Source organism: Pseudomonas sp. NBRC 111140 (genome assembly GCF_001320885.1).
In the GTDB taxonomy this organism is placed as follows: domain Bacteria; phylum Pseudomonadota; class Gammaproteobacteria; order Pseudomonadales; family Pseudomonadaceae; genus Aquipseudomonas; species Aquipseudomonas putida_P.
Map to the genome: position 1 here is coordinate 45889 of NZ_BCBQ01000005.1, position 16238 is coordinate 62126.

Sequence of the window (16238 nt, forward strand, 5' to 3'; positions counted from 1 at the left end):
CGTCATTCTTTCCATCAGGTATTCGTTGCCCTTTTCGGGCAGGGCACGCGATACCGGCGGGCAGCCAGGTATCGCGGCAGTGGAGTGCGGCTTACAGCCCTTGCTTGAGGCTTGCTTCCAGGTACTGGTCGAGGTCGCCGTCCAGCACTTTCTGGCAGTCGCTGCGCTCTACGCCTGTGCGCAGGTCTTTGATGCGCGAGTCATCCAGTACGTAGGAACGGATCTGGTGGCCCCAGCCGATGTCCGACTTGCTGTCTTCCAGCGCCTGCGATGCGGCGTTGCGCTTCTGCATTTCCAGCTCGTACAACTTGGCCCGCAGCATTTTCATGGCGGTGTCTTTGTTGGCGTGCTGGGAGCGTTCGTTCTGGCACGCCACCACGGTGTTGGTCGGTACGTGGGTGATACGTACGGCCGAGTCGGTGGTGTTCACGTGCTGACCACCGGCACCGGAGGAGCGGTAGGTGTCAATGCGCAGGTCGGACGGGTTGATCTCGATCTCGACCTTGTCGTCGATTTCGGGCGACACGAACACTGCCGAGAACGAGGTGTGGCGACGGGCACCGGAGTCGAACGGGCTCTTGCGCACCAGGCGGTGCACACCGATTTCGGTACGCAGCCAGCCGAAGGCGTACTCGCCCTTGATGTGCACGGTGGCGCCCTTGATGCCGGCGACTTCACCTTCGGAAAGCTCGATGATGGTGGCGTCGAAACCGCGCTTGTCAGCCCAGCGCAGGTACATGCGCAGCAGGATGTTGGCCCAGTCCTGCGCTTCGGTACCACCAGAGCCGGCCTGGATGTCCAGGTAGGCGTTGTTCATGTCCATCTCGCCGCTGAACATGCGACGGAACTCAAGCTTGGCCAGGTTTTCTTCCAGCTCTTCCAGCTCGGCCACGACGTCGCCGACGGCGTTTTCGTCATTTTCCTCGACGGCCATGTCGAGCAGGTCCTGGCAGTCACCCAGGCCGTTGGACAATTTGTCCAGGGTCTCGACCACCTGCGCCAGCATGGCACGCTCGCGGCCCAGGGCCTGGGCGTACTCGGGCTTGTTCCAGACGTTGGGGTCTTCCAGCTCGCGGTTGACTTCGATCAGGCGGTCATGCTTGTGATCGTAGTCAAAGATACCCCCGAATGGACTGGGAACGCTCGGTGAGGTCCTTGATGGTGTTCAGGATCGGTTGGATTTCCATGGGCTGGCTACTCGCACGAATTCGGTGAAAAGCCTGCGAGTATAACCGAGTCCGCAGCATGGCGGCAGACCCGCCGGGCGGTAGTCTGTTCAGAAAGCTGCACCGCGCCTACACGGTCCGCGCAATCCTGCTCAGGCGATGCCAACCTGGTTACGCCCGCTGTTCTTGGCTTGGTACAGGCCTTTGTCCGCTGCCGAGATCAGCTGCCGGCAATGGCTGCCGACGGCCGGGGTCTGGGTAGCCAGGCCAATGCTCACGGTCAGGAACGATTCGGCCACCGGCGCAGTATGCGGGATGCCCAGGCCAAGCACGGTCTGGCGCAGCTTTTCGGCCACCAGGCGTGCCCCGCCTGGTGAGGTGTTGGGCAGCACCAGGGCGAACTCTTCACCGCCATAGCGTGCCGGCAGGTCGGTCGGCCGCGAGCACGAGCCACGAATGGCTTCGGCCACCTGGCGCAAGGCCTCGTCGCCGGCCAGGTGGCCGAAGCTGTCGTTATAGGCCTTGAAGTAGTCCACGTCGATCATCAGCAACGACAGCTGCTGCTGTTCACGCATCGCCCGGCGCCATTCCAGCTCCAGGTACTCGTCGAAATGGCGGCGGTTGGACAGCCCGGTCAGGCCATCGGAGTTCATCAGCCGCTGCAGCATCAGGTTGGAATCGAGCAGTTGCTGCTGGCTGACGCGCAAGGCGCGGTAGGCCTCGTCGCGCTGCAGCAGCGTCAGGTAGGAGCGCGAGTGGTAGCGGATACGCGCCACCAGTTCGATAGTGTCCGGCAGCTTGACCAGGTAATCGTTGGCCCCGGCGGCAAACGCCGCGCTCTTGACCAGTGGGTCTTCCTTGGTCGACAGGACGATGATCGGAATGTCCTGGGTCGCCGGGTTGTTGCGGTACTCGCGCACCAGGGTCAAACCGTCCAGGCCAGGCATGATCAGGTCCTGGAGAATGACCGTAGGCTTGATGCGCATGGCCTGAAGCACCGCCTGGTGCGGGTCGGCACAGAAGTGGAAGTCGATGTTGTCCTCATTGGCCAGACCACGCCGCACCGCTTCGCCGATCATTGCCTGATCGTCGACCAACAGCACCATCGCCGAGTTCTCGTTGGTGGTCGCGAAACCTTCGATCGGTAAGTCATTCATACCTGTTCACCCGATCACTACCGGCCTTGCGGCGTGATTCAATACGTTTCGTCATTTTGCGAAAAAGTCCGTCAAGCGCCCGGCTATGCGTTCCAGCGGGCGAATTTCCACTGCGGCATCAATGGCCGCAGCAGCTTTGGGCATGCCGTACACCGCGCTGCTGGCCTGGTCCTGGGCAATGGTCAAAAAGCCCTGCTGACGCATCAGCTTCAGGCCTTGGGCACCGTCACGGCCCATGCCGGTGAGCAGCACGCCCACGGCATCACCATTCCAGTAACGTGCCACACTCTCGAAGAACACATCGATCGAGGGCCGGTAGATTTCATTGACAGGCTCGGCAGTGTAGGCCAGTTGGCCGTTCTGTAGCAGGCGAATGTGGTGGTTGGTCCCCGCCAGCAACACCTGCCCTGGCTGCGGCGGTTCACCTTCACGGGCCAGGCGCACCGGCAGGCCGGCTGCGCTGCTGAGCCATTCGGCCATGCCTGCGGCAAACACCTGGTCCACATGCTGGACCAGCACGACGGCCGCCGGAAACGCTGCCGGCAAGCTCTTGAGCAACACTTCGAGCGCCGCCGGGCCGCCCGCCGACGAGCCAATTGCCACCAGCCCGCGACGCTGCGAAGCCTCGCGCAGCGGAGCGGCTACCGGCCTTGCGGCTGGGGCACGCTGCTGACCGACCAGCCAGCCGATATTGAGGATTTTGCGCAGCAGGGGGGCCGCCGCTTCGCGGGCATCGCCAGCACCCAACGCCGGGGTGTCGACCACATCGAGAGCGCCATGGCCCATGGCCTCGAACACCCGGTGCACGTTTTGCTTGCGGTCGACCGTGACGATGACGATGGCGCACGGGGTTTCGGCCATGATCCGCCGGGTCGCCTCGACACCGTCCATCACCGGCATGATCAGGTCCATGAGAATCAGGTCGGGCAGTTGTTCGCAGCAGCGCTGCACCGCCTCGGCACCATTGCTGGCCACCCACACCACCTGGTGCGCGGGCTCGAAGGCCACTGCCCGGCGTAACGCCTCCACGGCCATGGGCATGTCATTGACGATGGCGATCTTCATCCCTGAGCACCTCCGATCAGCTCGACTACAGCATCCAGCAACGCATCGTCGTGGAAACTGGCTTTCGCCAAATAGTAGTCCGCGCCAGCATCCAGACCACGCCGTCGGTCTTCCTCACGGTCTTTGTAGGACACCACCATCACCGGCAACGACTGCAGCCGCTGGTCGCGACGCACCAGGGTGACCAGCTCGATGCCGTCCATGCGCGGCATGTCGATGTCGGTAATCAGCAAGTCGAAGTCCTCACCGCGCAGGGCGTTCCAGCCGTCCATGCCATCGACTGCCACTGCCACGTCGTAGCCACGGTTACCCAACAGCTTGCGCTGCAGTTCGCGCACGGTCAGCGAATCGTCGACCACCAGGATGCGCTTGCGGGCCACCCCACGGGCACCGCTGCTGCCGCGCTCGATGCGCTCCAGGCTACCGGTGCTGAGCAGTTTTTCCACCGACCGCAGCAAGTCTTCGACATCGACGATCAGCACCACCGAGCCATCATCGAGCAAGGCACCGGAGGAAATGTCCTGTACCTTGCCCAGCCGTGGGTCGAGGGGCATCACCACCAGCACCCGTTCGCCCACCAGCCGCTCCACGGCCACGCCGTACAGCTGCTCGCGCTCACGGATCACCACCACCCGCAGGCTGGCTTCGTCGCTTTGCCCGGCCGGGCGGTTGAGCAACTGGCTGGCGGCCACCAAGCCAATATGCCGACCTTCGTGCCAGAAGTGCTGACGCCCTTCGATCTGCACGATCTGTTCGGCGGTCACTTCCAGCGTGCGTTCGATATGAGCCAGCGGGAAAGCGTAAGCCTCACCGCCCACCTCGACCACCAGGCTGCGCACCACCGACAGGGTCAGTGGCACCTGCAAATGGAAGCGACACCCCTGCCCCGCCACCTGAGTCAGCTCGATCGAGCCGCGCAGCTCGCGGATCATGTGCTGCACCGCATCCAGCCCCACGCCGCGCCCGGACACTTCGGTAACCTTGTCGCGCAGGCTGAAACCGGGCAGGAACAGGAACGTCAGCAGCTCCGCTTCACTCATCCGCGCCACCGTGTCGGCCGGCGACAGGGCACGCTCGACGATGCTGCTGCGCAAGCGCTCCAGGTCGATGCCAGCGCCATCGTCGATCAGCTCCAGGCTGAGCATGCCGGCCTGGTGCGACGCCCTCAGGCGGATCTCCCCCTCGTCCGGCTTGGCCGCCAGCAGGCGCCGCTCGGGCAGTTCGATGCCGTGGTCGACGGCATTGCGCAACAAGTGGGTCAGCGGTGCTTCGAGTTTTTCCAGCACATCGCGGTCGACCTGGGTTTTCTCCCCTTCCACCACCAAGCGCACCGGTTTGCCCAGCGAGCGGCCCAGGTCACGGACCATGCGGCTCTGCCCAGTCAGCACGTCGGCAAACGGCCGCATTCGGCAAGCCAGAGCCGTGTCATACAGTAATTGTGCACGCTGGCTGGCCTGCCAGCCGAATTCGTCCAGGTCCGCAGCCTGTTGCTGCAGGATCTGCTGGGTTTCCGCCAGCAGGCGCTGGGTTTGCGCCAGGGCTTCGAGCACCTCGCTGCGCTGGCCACTGTCTTCCAGCTGCATACGCAAGCCATCGAGCGCCTGCATGCCTTGGCCGTGCATGCGTTTGAGGCGCTGCAGGGTGGCCAGGTAAGGCTTGAGCCGCTGGGTTTCCACCAGCGACTTGCTGGACAGGTCGAGCAGGCTATTGAGGCGGTCGGCGGTAACACGCAGTACCCGCTCGGCACCTTCCCCGGCGCGCTTGCCGGCCTTGCGCCGCAGGGCCGGCTGGGGCTCGGGCTCTGGTTCCGGCGGTTCGGCTGGCACCACCAACGGGGCCGACGTCGGGGTTGCCGGGGGTGGCTCCGGCAGCACGGGTGCCACCAACGGCGCCGCAGGAATGGCAGCAGCGCCTGGGTCAAGCAGGTTGGCCATTTGCGCAAGAAACACCGGCAAGGTCGCCTGCGCGCCGGCATCGCCTGGCGTGGCGATGCGCATCAGCAGGTCGGTGCCTTGCAAGAGTGCATCGATATGCTCGGCGGTCAGCCGCAGACGGCCTTCCTGGGCCGCTACCAGGCAATCCTCCATGACATGGGCGACACTGACGCCCGCATCCACCCCGACGATGCGCGCGGCCCCCTTGAGCGAGTGGGCGGCGCGCATGCAGGCCTCGAGCTGGTCGGCCTGGGTGGGATTGCGCTCCAATGCCATCAGGCCGGCACTGAGCACCTGGGTCTGCGCCTCGGCCTCCAGGCTGAACAGTTCGAGCAACGATGCGTCGCGCATTTGCTCTGGGGTCATGACAAGCTCCGCTGCACGGCAGACAGTAAGTGTTGATCGTCCAGCACCCGCACACTGCGGCCGCGCCACTGCAGGACTGCGGCGGTGAAGCGTGTGGCGTCCTGGCCGCTGCCAAGCAACAGTGGGTCGAGCCGGTGAATACCGTCGATTTCCTCGACGGCCATCACCACCGGCCCACCTTCGGCGGCCAGAATCAGCATGCGTGGCATCGCCCGGCCGCCACGTTGCTCGGCGGTACCGGCTTGCACACCCAGCAAGTCAGCCAGTGACAGGCACGGCACCAACGCACCGCGCACATTGGCAACCCCCTGCAGCAGCCGCGAGCGCTGATGCGGCAGCGAATGCACCGCCTGCAACGGGGCGATCTCGGCCAGGCAGGCGGTAGCCAGCGCCAGCCACTCTTCGCCCAGGCGGAACAGCAGCATGGAGCGGCCGGTGTTTTCTTCGACCGGCTGCGCTACTGCAGCCTGGTGATCCTGCATCAGCGCATAGCGGTCGAGCAAACGCGTGGCCGCGGCGGCATACACCTCGCAATTGCGGCAATGAACATGCTGCTCCAGCAGCGGGCACTGCTTGTCGCCATGCACGCCAATGCGGTTCCAGCAGTCGTCGATGTGCGCGTCATCCTCGGCCAGCAACTGCATCGCGGATTCACTGTTCATCGTTCAGACTCCCGGCCAGCCCGCGCCGCCCGTTCCTGCAGGCGCCGGGCACCGGCCAGGTCACCCTGGGCCGCCAGCAAGGCCGCCAGGTGCACCAGCGCCTCGGGGTGCTGTGGTTCCAGGTACAGGGCCTTGCGGTAGTGGGTCAGCGCCTGCTGCGCATCGCCTTCGGTATCACTGAGCAGCCCCAGCCAGTAGTACACCTGCGCCGACGGCGGGTACTGGCCCAGGTAGCGCTGGCACTCGCCCCGGGCCTGCTCGCTGGCACCGGCATTGGCCAGGCGGGCAATGCTGGCCAGCAACTCACTGGCCCCCTCGTGCTTGTGCTCGCGGGCCGGCGCCGGCCTGGCCGCCACAGGCAACACTCGCAGCGGCGGTGGCAACGGCGCGCTGGGCGGTGGATACCCCGCTGTGGGCAACGTCGCCAACGTTCGCTTCACCGGCTGGGCGGGTACCACGTCCATCGGGGCGCTGTCGCCTTCCTGACGCACATAGGCAAACGACTGGGGGATCCCCAGCGGACGCATGCCCAGGCGTGCCAGCAAGCTGCCCTCGGCCGGGCCGATGAACAGCACACCCTGCGGATGCAGCAGGCGTTTGAGCACCTCGAACACACGCTGCTGGGTCGGCACGTCGAAATAAATCAACAGGTTGCGACAGAACACGAAGTCATACAGGCCATCGCGGCTGGCCAACGCCGGGTCAAGCACGTTGCCCACCTGCAGGCTGACTTGCTGGCGTACCCGTTCATGCAGGCGATGGCCTTCGTCGAGGGCATCGAAGTAGCGCTCACGAAAGCCCAGTTCGCTGCCACGAAAGGCATTGCGCCCATACACGGCCAGCCTTGCCTTGGCTACCGAACTGGGGCTGATGTCCATAGCATCAATCAGCAATGCCCCTGGCGCGATGCCAGCGTCGAGCAAGGCCATGGCCAGCGAATACGGCTCCTCGCCGGTCGAGCACGGCAGGCTGAGCAGGCGCAATGGGCGTGCACCCGCCAGCTGGGCCAGGCGTTTATGGGCCAGGCTGGCCAGCGCAGTGAAGGATTCGGGGTAACGGAAAAACCAGGTTTCCGGGACGATCACCGCTTCGATCAGCGCCTGTTGCTCATCCGCCGACTGCTGCAGGCGCAGCCAGTAATCGTCCAGGTCCATCGCGCCTGCAGCCACGCAGCGCTGGCGCAGTGCGCGCTCGACCATGGGCGCGCCCACCGACTCCACGTCCAGGCCAATGCGCTCGCGCAAGAAGCGGAAGAAACGCTGTTCGTTCATGTAGGCATCCCTGTCGGGTCTTGCGTGTACAGCAATTCGTGCACAGCGTCGGGCAGCAGGTCATTGACTTCGATGCGCTGCAGCATGCCCTGGGCATCCTGGCGCACCGGGCCCAGATAAGGCGCATCGCCGGTGTCCACCCCATAGGGCTGAAACTCGTCGGGTTGGCAACGCAGGGTTTCGGTGGCCTGCTCCAGAATCAAACCAAGCTGCAGGCTGCCACGGTAGTGCACCAACACCAGGCGGGTGCTGGTGCGCTGCGCCGCTGGCTGGCCAAAGCTCAGCGCGGCAAGGTCGATCACCGGCACCAGCTGGCCACGATGAGCGAGGATACCGGCGACCCAGGCAGGTGCCTGGGCAATCGGCTTGAGCGGCTGACGCGGCAACACCTCGATCACCTCGTGCACGCTCAGGGCAAAACGCTGCGCCCTGATGCGAAACTGCAGGTACAACGCCCCCTTGGCGTTTTTCGCCCGCGCGGGGCGCGGTTGCAAGTCGTTCATCGCGGTCAGACTTTGAAGCGCGACACGCCGCCACGCAGGCCCGCGGCCACCTGGCTTAGCTCATCGATGGCAAAACTGGCCTGGCGCAGCGACTCGACGGTCTGGGTGCTGGCATCGCTGAGCTGGGCCAGCGCCTGGTTGATCTGCTCGGCACCGGTGGCCTGGGCCTGCATGCCTTCGTTGACCATCAGCACGCGCGGTGCCAGGGCCTGCACCTGGTGGATGATCTGGCTGAGCTGCTCGCCCACCTGTTGTACTTCGAACATGCCGCGGCGCACTTCTTCGGAGAACTTGTCCATGCCCATGACCCCAGCCGACACGGCCGACTGGATCTCGCGCACCATCTGCTCGATGTCGTAGGTGGCGACGGCGGTCTGGTCGGCCAGGCGGCGCACTTCGGTGGCGACCACGGCAAAGCCGCGACCATATTCGCCGGCCTTTTCTGCCTCGATGGCGGCGTTGAGCGACAGCAGGTTGGTCTGGTCGGCAACCTTGACGATGGTGACCACCATCTGGGTGATGTTGCTGGCTTTCTCGTTGAGGATGCCAAGCTTGGCGTTGACCAGATCGGCTGCGCCCATCACCTGGTGCATGGTCTCTTCCATGCGCGCCAGGCCCTGCTGCCCGGAGCCTGCCAGGCTGGAAGCCTGGTCAGCGGCGGTCGTCACTTCGGTCATGGTGCGCACCAGGTCGCGCGAAGTGGCGGCGATTTCTCGCGAGGTGGCGCCGATTTCGGTGGTGGTGGCGGCCGTTTCGGTGGCGGTGGCCTGCTGTTGCTTGGACGTGGCGGCAATTTCGGTAACCGAGGTGGTCACCTGCACCGACGAGCGTTGCGCCTGGGCTACCAGGTTGGCCAGTGCTTCGGCCATCTCGTTGAAACCGCTTTCGATGGCACCGAACTCGTCCTTGCGGTCCAGGCTCAGGCGCATGCTCAGGTCGCCCGAGCGCAGCTTGTCGAGGGCATGCACGATACGTTGCATGGGCGCGGTGATGGCGCGCATCAGCAGCAAGCCGCAGATGCCAGCGGCAACGATTGCCAGCAGCAGCGAAACGACCATGCTGCCCTTGGCCGTGCTCACGGCGCTGACGATCTCGTTGGTGGCGGCGTCGGCTGATGCCCGGTTGTTCTCGATCACTTCATTCAAGTGCTTGCGCCCATCTACCCAGGCCGGGGTCAGCACTTCGATGATCAGCCGTTCGGCTTCGGCGTAGTTGTGCTGGCGGTAAGTATCCAGCACCTGGTTGACGATCTTCAGGTAGCCCTCTTCCAACTGCACGAAGTTGTCGAAGCGGGTTTGATCATCCTTGTCCTGGATGGTGGCCTGGTAGCTGGCCATGTGTTGCTTGAGCCGGTCTTCGAAGCTTTTGAACAGCTCCATGTCGGCCGAAGTGATTTCACGGTGGTTGGACAGGCCCACCAGTTGCTGGCTGGTGACGTAGCTATCGACCCAGGCGCTGCGGATCATCGAGCTGTAGTAGACCCCGGGAATGCTGTCGGTCCCTACCGCCTCTTCGGCGGTTTCGATGGTCACCAACCGCGAATAGGCGGCCACGATCATCAGCAGCATGATGGCGATGATCACGGCGAAACTTGCCAGGATCCGTTGGCGCAAGGTCCAGTTTTTCACATTCAGCCCTCAGGAATTCACAACGAGCGGGAAAAATCGCCGAAGTATAGCCTAGAGGCCTTACGGTTTTGCGGGTGAAGTGAAGGGTAAACAGGCAGCAGTGCGGATGGACACGCCATTTGGGCAAAGGCAATTGGGGCCGCTGCGCGGCCCCGATCACTAACCTGCGGCAAGCCGCGCCTGGCTATCCAGCGCCTGGCGCAAGCCTGGGTCCAGGCGCAACTGACGGGCCAGCTCGTCCAGGTAGGCCCGCTCCATGAAGTTTTCCTCGTCGACCATCATCACGCTGGCCAGGTACATCTCGGCAGCCATCTCCGGCGTTTGCGCGGCGCGGGCCACTTCAGCCGGGTCCAGCGGCTTGTTCAACTCGGCATGCAGCCAGTGCTGCAATTCGCGGTCGCTGTCCAGGCGGGTGAACTCGCCCTCGATCAACGCCCGCTCGCGCTCGTCGATATGGCCATCGGACTTGGCCGCTGCCACCAGCGCCCTCAGCACCGCCTGGCTGTGCTGCTCGACCTGGGCCGGCGGCAGGCGGTCGACGGTTTGCGGCTCGCTTGCAGCTACCCGCTGATTGGCCTGCCAGTTGCCGTAAGCTTTGTAGGCCAACACGCCCAGCGCGGCCAAGCCACCGTAAGTCAGAGCCTTGCCGCCGTACTTGCGCGCCTTCTTGTTCCCCAGCAACAAGCCCAGCGCCCCCCCACCCAACAGGCCGCCGCCTGCTCCAGACAACAGCCCGCCAAGCCCGCCTGACGCGCCGCCAGGCTTGTTGGCGCCGCCTTGTTTTTCAAGCAATTGCTGGCCGGACTTGAGGAGCTGATCAAGCAAACCCCGAGTATTCATGCGCGTGTCTCCACGTAAGAAGATTCAAGCGCCAGAGTAAGGCTTGGCGCAGCACACGCCATGCAGGGATTTGCTTCCGGATGTTGCGTTAGCTGGCAAAAAGCCAACTAGACTCGATATCGCCAATACCTCGCACCCGCGCACTACGCTTATAACGATTGCTTCACCGCTTGCTTGATGACTGCCCCGAACAAGATCGCCAAGAAGAGGGAACACCATGTCAGTGCACAAGACCGCATTGCTCGGCGCCATGACTGGCGCCGTGCTGGCCAGCGCCAGCCTGCAGGCCGCCGAACCGCCCAAGGCCCTGGGGGCCGGCGAGGGGCGCCTGGACATCGTCGCCTGGCCCGGCTACATCGAGCGCGGTGAAAGCGACAAGGCCTACGACTGGGTGACCGGTTTCGAGAAGGAAACCGGCTGCAAGGTCAGCGTGAAAACCGCCGCCACCTCGGACGAAATGGTCAGCCTGATGACCAAGGGCGGCTATGACCTGGTGACCGCCTCGGGCGACGCCTCGCTGCGGCTGATCGTCGGCAAGCGCGTACAGCCGATCAACACCGCCTTGATCCCCAACTGGAAAAACATCGACCCACGCCTGCAGAACGGCGGCTGGTACGTGGTCGACAAGCAAGTGTATGGCACCCCGTATCAATGGGGGCCGAACGTGCTGCTGTACAACACCAATACCTTCAAGCAGGCGCCAACCAGCTGGAGCGTTGTGTTCCAGCCGCAGGACCTGCCTGACGGCAAACCGAACAAGGGGCGCGTGCAAGCCTATGACGGGCCGATCTACATCGCCGACGCCGCCCTGTACTTGAAGTCGGCCAAGCCCGAACTGGGTATCAAGGACCCGTACGAACTGAACGAGGAGCAATACAAGGCCGTGCTGGAACTGCTGCGCCAGCAGCAACCGCTGATCCACCGCTACTGGCATGACGCCACGGTGCAGATGAGCGACGTGAAGAACGAAGGCGTGGTCGCCTCCAGTTCATGGGGCTACATGGTCAATGGCCTGAAGGCCGAGAACCAGCCAGTGGCCTCGACCATTCCCAAGGAGGGTGCGACCGGCTGGGCCGACACCACCATGCTGCACGCCGAGGCCAAGCACCCCAACTGCGCCTACAAGTGGATGGACTGGTCGCTGCAGCCGAAGGTGCAGGGCGACGTGGCGGCCTGGTTCGGCTCGTTGCCGGCGGTGCCGGCTGCCTGTACAGGCAGCCAATTGCTGGGCGCCGAGGGCTGCAAGACCAATGGCTTCGACAATTTCGACAAGATTGCCTTCTGGAAAACCCCACAGGCCCAGGGCGGCAAGTTCGTGCCGTATAGCCGCTGGACCCAGGACTACATTGCAATCATGGGTGGGCGCTGAGGTTGCCTGAATGCCTGATCCTGCCTTTTCGCGGGTTTACCCGCGCAAAGGCAGGATCAGGAGCAAGCCCATTGCCCGGAGCCCACGCATGCCCCTAGCCGTCCAGTTCACCCAGGTTTCCCGCACCTTCGGCGAGGTCAAGGCCGTCGACCAGGTCAGCATCGATATCATCGATGGCGAGTTCTTCTCCATGCTTGGCCCTTCCGGCTCGGGCAAGACCACTTGCCTGCGCCTGATCGCCGGCTTCGAACAACCCTCCAGCGGTTCGATCCGCATCCACGGGGTGGAGGCCGCTGGCATGCCGCCCTACCAACGTGACGTCAACACCGTGTTCCAGGACTACGCACTGTTCCCGCACATGAACGTGTTGGACAACATCGCCTATGGCCTGAAGGTAAAGGGCGTGGCCAAGGCCGAACGCCATAGTCGCGCCGAAGAAGCCCTGGCCATGGTGGCCCTGGCCGGCTACGGCACGCGCAAACCAGCGCAACTGTCTGGCGGCCAGCGCCAGCGTGTGGCCCTGGCCCGTGCACTGGTCAACCGGCCGCGCGTGCTGCTGCTGGACGAGCCGCTGGGCGCACTGGACCTGAAGTTGCGCGAACAGATGCAAGGGGAGCTGAAAAAGCTGCAACGCCAGCTGGGCATCACCTTTATCTTCGTCACCCACGACCAGACCGAAGCGCTGTCGATGTCCGACCGGGTCGCGGTGTTCAACCGTGGCCGCATCGAACAGGTCGACACCCCGCGCAATCTGTACATGAAGCCCGCCACCACCTTCGTCGCCGAATTCGTCGGCACCTCCAACGTGGTACGTGGCGAGCTGGCCATGCAGCTCAACGGCAGCCCGGCCCCCTTCTCCATCCGTCCCGAGCACATCCGCCTGGGCGACCTTGTGGTCACCAGCCACGAAGTGCAGGTAAGCGGCCTGTTGCGCGATATCCAGTACCAGGGCAGCGCCACCCGCTACGAGCTGCAATTGGACAACGGCCAACTGCTGGCGGTAAGCCAGGCCAACGACCGCTGGCAGGCACAGGCCTGGCAGACCGGGCAGCGGCTGCAGGCGCACTGGCCCCGCGAGGCAATGACGGTGCTGCAGGAAACCGAGGGCCGCTGACATGAGCACACTGCGCGGCCTGTCCAACCTGCTGTACCGGCGCCCCAACCTGTACCTGGCACTGCTATTGATACCGCCGCTGACCTGGTTCGGCGCAATCTACCTGGGCTCGCTGCTGAACCTGCTGTGGCAGGGTTTCTATACCTTCGACGATTTCACCATGGCGGTGACCCCGGACCTGACCCTGGGCAACTTCGCCGCGCTGTTCAACCCGTCGAACTTCGACATCATCCTGCGCACCCTGGGCATGGCAGTGGCGGTGTCGCTGGCCAGTGCGGTGCTGGCCTTCCCCATCGCCTACTACATGGCGCGCTATACCAGCGGCAAGACCAAGGCGTTTTTCTACATCGCGGTGATGATGCCGATGTGGGCCAGCTATATCGTCAAAACCTATGCCTGGACCCTGCTGTTGGCCAAGGGCGGCGTGGCCCAGTGGTTCGTCCAGTTGTTGCACCTGGATGCCCTGCTGCAGGCGGTGTTGGCGGTGCCTGGCGTGGGCGGCAGCACGCTGTCGACCTCGCACCTGGGGCGCTTTCTGGTGTTCGTGTACATCTGGCTGCCGTTCATGATCCTGCCCATCCAGGCCTCGCTGGAGCGCTTGCCACCGTCGCTGCTGCAAGCTTCGGCCGACCTCGGCGCACGGCCGGGGCAAACGTTCGTGCAGGTGATCCTGCCGTTGTCGATCCCCGGCATCGCCGCCGGCTCGATCTTTACCTTCTCGCTCACCCTGGGCGACTTCATCGTGCCGCAACTGGTCGGCCCGCCCGGCTACTTCATCGGCAGCATGGTCTATGCCCAGCAGGGGGCGATTGGCAACATGCCGATGGCTGCCGCGTTCACCTTGGTGCCCATCGTGCTGATCGCGGTGTACCTGTCCATCGTCAAGCGCCTGGGGGCCTTCGATGCACTCTGAAAAAGCATCACCGGGGCTGCGCCTGGCGGCCTGGGGCGGGTTGCTGTTCCTGCACTTCCCGATCCTGATCATCTTTCTGTACGCCTTCAACACCGAAGACGCCGCGTTCAGCTTCCCGCCCAAGGGCTTCACCCTGAAGTGGATTGGCGTGGCCTTCGCCCGGCCCGATGTGCTGGAGGCAATCAAGCTGTCACTGCAGGTGGCCTGCCTCGCCACGCTGATCGCGCTGGTACTGGGCACACTAGCCTCGGCTGCGCTGTACCGGCGCAGCTTTTTCGGCAAGGAGAGCATTTCGCTGATGCTGATCCTGCCCATCGCCCTGCCCGGCATCATCACCGGCATCGCCCTGCTCTCGGCGTTCAAGACCTTGGGGATCGAGCCTGGTGTGTTCACCATCGTGGTCGGCCACGCCACGTTCTGCGTGGTGATCGTCTACAACAACGTGATCGCCCGCCTGCGGCGCACCTCGCAGAGCCTGATCGAAGCGTCGATGGACCTGGGCGCCGATGGCTGGCAGACCTTCCGCTACATCATCCTGCCCAACCTCGGTTCGGCGCTGCTGGCCGGCGGCATGCTGGCCTTTGCCCTGTCGTTCGATGAAATCATCGTCACCACCTTCACCGCCGGCCACGAACGCACGCTGCCAATCTGGCTGCTCAACCAACTCAGCCGCCCGCGTGACGTACCGGTGACCAACGTGGTCGCCATGCTGGTGATGCTGGTGACCATGCTGCCAATCCTTGGCGCCTATTACCTGACCCGTGGCGGCGAAAGCGTCGCGGGCAGTGGCAAATGACCCTGGAGGAGTCCCCGATGCAAACGCAGATGCTGATCAATGGCCAACTGGTCGCGGGCCAAGGCCCCGCCTGGACCGTGCTCGACCCGGCGCAGGGCACCGCCCTGGCGCAGATCAACGAAGCCACCGAGGCCCAGGTGGACAGCGCCGTGCGCGCCGCCGACCAGGCTTTCGACAGCTGGTCGCAAACCAGCCCCAAAGACCGCTCGCAAACCTTGCTGGCGCTGGCGGACGCCATCGAAGCCCACGGCGATGAACTGGCCCGGCTGGAATCTCAGAACTGCGGCAAGCCCCTGAGCGCCGCGCTGAACGACGAAATCCCGGCGATTGCCGATGTGTTCCGCTACTTCGCCGGTGCGGCGCGTTGCCTGGGCGGCTTGGCGGCCGGCGAATACCTGCCAGGCCACACCTCGATGATCCGCCGCGACCCGCTGGGCGTGGTGGCCTCGATTGCCCCGTGGAACTACCCATTGATGATGCTGGCCTGGAAGATCGCCCCGGCCCTGGCAGCCGGCAATACCGTGGTGATCAAACCCTCCGAAATGACTCCGCTGACGGCCCTGCGCCTGGGCGAGCTGGCCCAGGACCTGCTGCCACCGGGTGTACTGAACATTCTGTTTGGCCGCGGCCAGACCGTCGGCAACCCGCTGGTCAACCATCCAAAGGTGCGCATGGTGTCGCTGACCGGCTCGATCCCCACGGGTGCACACATCATCAGCGCCACCGCCGACAGTGTGAAGCGCATGCACATGGAGCTGGGTGGCAAGGCCCCTGTGCTGGTGTTCGACGACGCCGACATCGACGCCGCCATCGATGGCATCCGCACCTTCGGCTTCTACAACGCCGGCCAGGACTGCACCGCAGCCTGCCGCCTGTATGTGCAGGACGGTATCTACGAGCGCTTTGTCGAACGCCTGGGTGAAGCCGTAGCGAGCCTGAAACCGGGCTTGCAGGAGGCCGAGGACACCGAGCTGGGGCCGCTGATCAGTGCCCAGCACCGCGACAAGGTTGCCGGGCTGGTGCAGCGGGCCATCGCCCAGCCGCACATTCGCCTGGTAACCGGTGGCAAGGCGATTGACGGCGACGGCTTCTTCTTCGAGCCGACCGTGCTGGCGGATGCCCAGCAGGACGACGAGATCGTGCGCAACGAAGTGTTCGGCCCAGTGGTATCGGTCACCCGCTTTACCGATGAAGCGCAGGCGCTGGAATGGGCCAACGACTCCAACTACGGCCTGGCCTCATCGGTATGGACCCGCGACACAGGCCGTGCCCACCGCCTGGCGGCGCGCTTGCAGTACGGCTGCACTTGGGTGAATACCCACTTCATGCTGGTCAGTGAAATGCCCCATGGCGGGCAGAAGCACTCAGGGTATGGGAAGGACATGTCGATGTATGGGCTTGAGGATTACACCTGCGTGCGGCATGTGATGATCAAGCACTAGCCCGCTGAACAT

At 64.3% G+C, this 16238-nt stretch carries 14 protein-coding genes; 5 read left to right on the forward strand and 9 right to left on the reverse strand.

All coding sequences use genetic code 11. From position 1 onward, the window contains the following. Positions 1-91 precede the first annotated feature (91 nt). The 9 genes from prfB to APH42_RS02920 all read right to left on the reverse strand — a co-directional run bounded on the left by prfB (position 92) and on the right by APH42_RS02920 (position 10592). A protein-coding gene (gene prfB / locus APH42_RS29825; protein WP_123109230.1) for a peptide chain release factor 2 occupies positions 92-1187 on the reverse strand; the annotation gives its coding sequence in 2 pieces (ribosomal slippage) (positions 92-1114 and positions 1116-1187; 1095 coding nt in all). 131 nt (positions 1188-1318) lie between these two features. After that, positions 1319-2323 (reverse strand): Wsp signal transduction system regulator diguanylate cyclase WspR, encoded by a 1005-nt coding sequence (gene wspR / locus APH42_RS02885; RefSeq protein ID WP_012270788.1) that lies wholly within the window; start codon positions 2321-2323, stop codon positions 1319-1321. Positions 2324-2374: 51 nt separating this feature from the next. Continuing rightward, complete coding sequence (gene wspF / locus APH42_RS02890) at positions 2375-3388, reverse strand: Wsp signal transduction system protein-glutamate methylesterase WspF (RefSeq protein WP_012270787.1); 1014 nt, start codon at positions 3386-3388, stop codon at positions 2375-2377. Further along, positions 3385-5688, reverse strand: a complete 2304-nt coding sequence (locus APH42_RS02895; protein WP_060492685.1) for a hybrid sensor histidine kinase/response regulator — start codon at positions 5686-5688, stop codon at positions 3385-3387. The genes wspF and APH42_RS02895 overlap by 4 nt, the downstream gene beginning before the upstream one ends. After that, positions 5685-6350, reverse strand: a complete 666-nt coding sequence (locus APH42_RS02900; protein ID WP_060492686.1) for a chemotaxis protein CheW — start codon at positions 6348-6350, stop codon at positions 5685-5687. Before APH42_RS02900 ends, APH42_RS02895 begins: the two co-directional genes overlap by 4 nt. Continuing rightward, positions 6347-7621: a protein-glutamate O-methyltransferase CheR gene (locus APH42_RS02905; RefSeq protein ID WP_012270784.1), complete on the reverse strand. Its 1275-nt coding sequence runs from the start codon at positions 7619-7621 to the stop codon at positions 6347-6349. The genes APH42_RS02900 and APH42_RS02905 overlap by 4 nt, the downstream gene beginning before the upstream one ends. Next, positions 7618-8124, reverse strand: coding sequence for a chemotaxis protein CheW (locus tag APH42_RS02910; RefSeq protein ID WP_012270783.1), 507 nt, complete (start codon positions 8122-8124; stop codon positions 7618-7620). Before APH42_RS02910 ends, APH42_RS02905 begins: the two co-directional genes overlap by 4 nt. Before the next feature lie 5 nt (positions 8125-8129). After that, positions 8130-9752 (reverse strand): methyl-accepting chemotaxis protein, encoded by a 1623-nt coding sequence (locus APH42_RS02915; protein WP_012270782.1) that lies wholly within the window; start codon positions 9750-9752, stop codon positions 8130-8132. Between the two features lie 159 nt (positions 9753-9911). Further along, entirely contained in the window at positions 9912-10592 is a 681-nt protein-coding gene (locus APH42_RS02920) for a tellurite resistance TerB family protein (protein ID WP_012270781.1), read from the reverse strand. Positions 10593-10809: 217 nt separating this feature from the next. Here APH42_RS02920 and ydcS point away from each other — a divergent pair, with 217 nt between their 5' ends. The 5 genes from ydcS to APH42_RS02945 all read left to right on the forward strand — a co-directional run bounded on the left by ydcS (position 10810) and on the right by APH42_RS02945 (position 16226). Then, on the forward strand, positions 10810-11961 hold the full coding sequence (gene ydcS, locus APH42_RS02925; protein WP_012270780.1) for a putative ABC transporter substrate-binding protein YdcS: 1152 nt from the start codon (positions 10810-10812) through the stop codon (positions 11959-11961). An 88-nt stretch (positions 11962-12049) separates the two neighbouring features. Continuing rightward, positions 12050-13075: an ABC transporter ATP-binding protein gene (locus APH42_RS02930; RefSeq protein ID WP_060492687.1), complete on the forward strand. Its 1026-nt coding sequence runs from the start codon at positions 12050-12052 to the stop codon at positions 13073-13075. Position 13076: 1 nt separating this feature from the next. Beyond that, positions 13077-13988: an ABC transporter permease gene (locus tag APH42_RS02935; RefSeq protein WP_060492688.1), complete on the forward strand. Its 912-nt coding sequence runs from the start codon at positions 13077-13079 to the stop codon at positions 13986-13988. Beyond that, positions 13978-14784, forward strand: coding sequence for an ABC transporter permease (locus APH42_RS02940; RefSeq protein WP_012270777.1), 807 nt, complete (start codon positions 13978-13980; stop codon positions 14782-14784). The genes APH42_RS02935 and APH42_RS02940 overlap by 11 nt, the downstream gene beginning before the upstream one ends. Positions 14785-14801: 17 nt before the next feature. Further along, the gene (locus tag APH42_RS02945; protein ID WP_060492689.1) at positions 14802-16226 is read left to right on the forward strand and encodes a gamma-aminobutyraldehyde dehydrogenase; all 1425 of its coding nucleotides are present in this window, start codon (positions 14802-14804) and stop codon (positions 16224-16226) included. Positions 16227-16238: the final 12 nt, after the last annotated feature.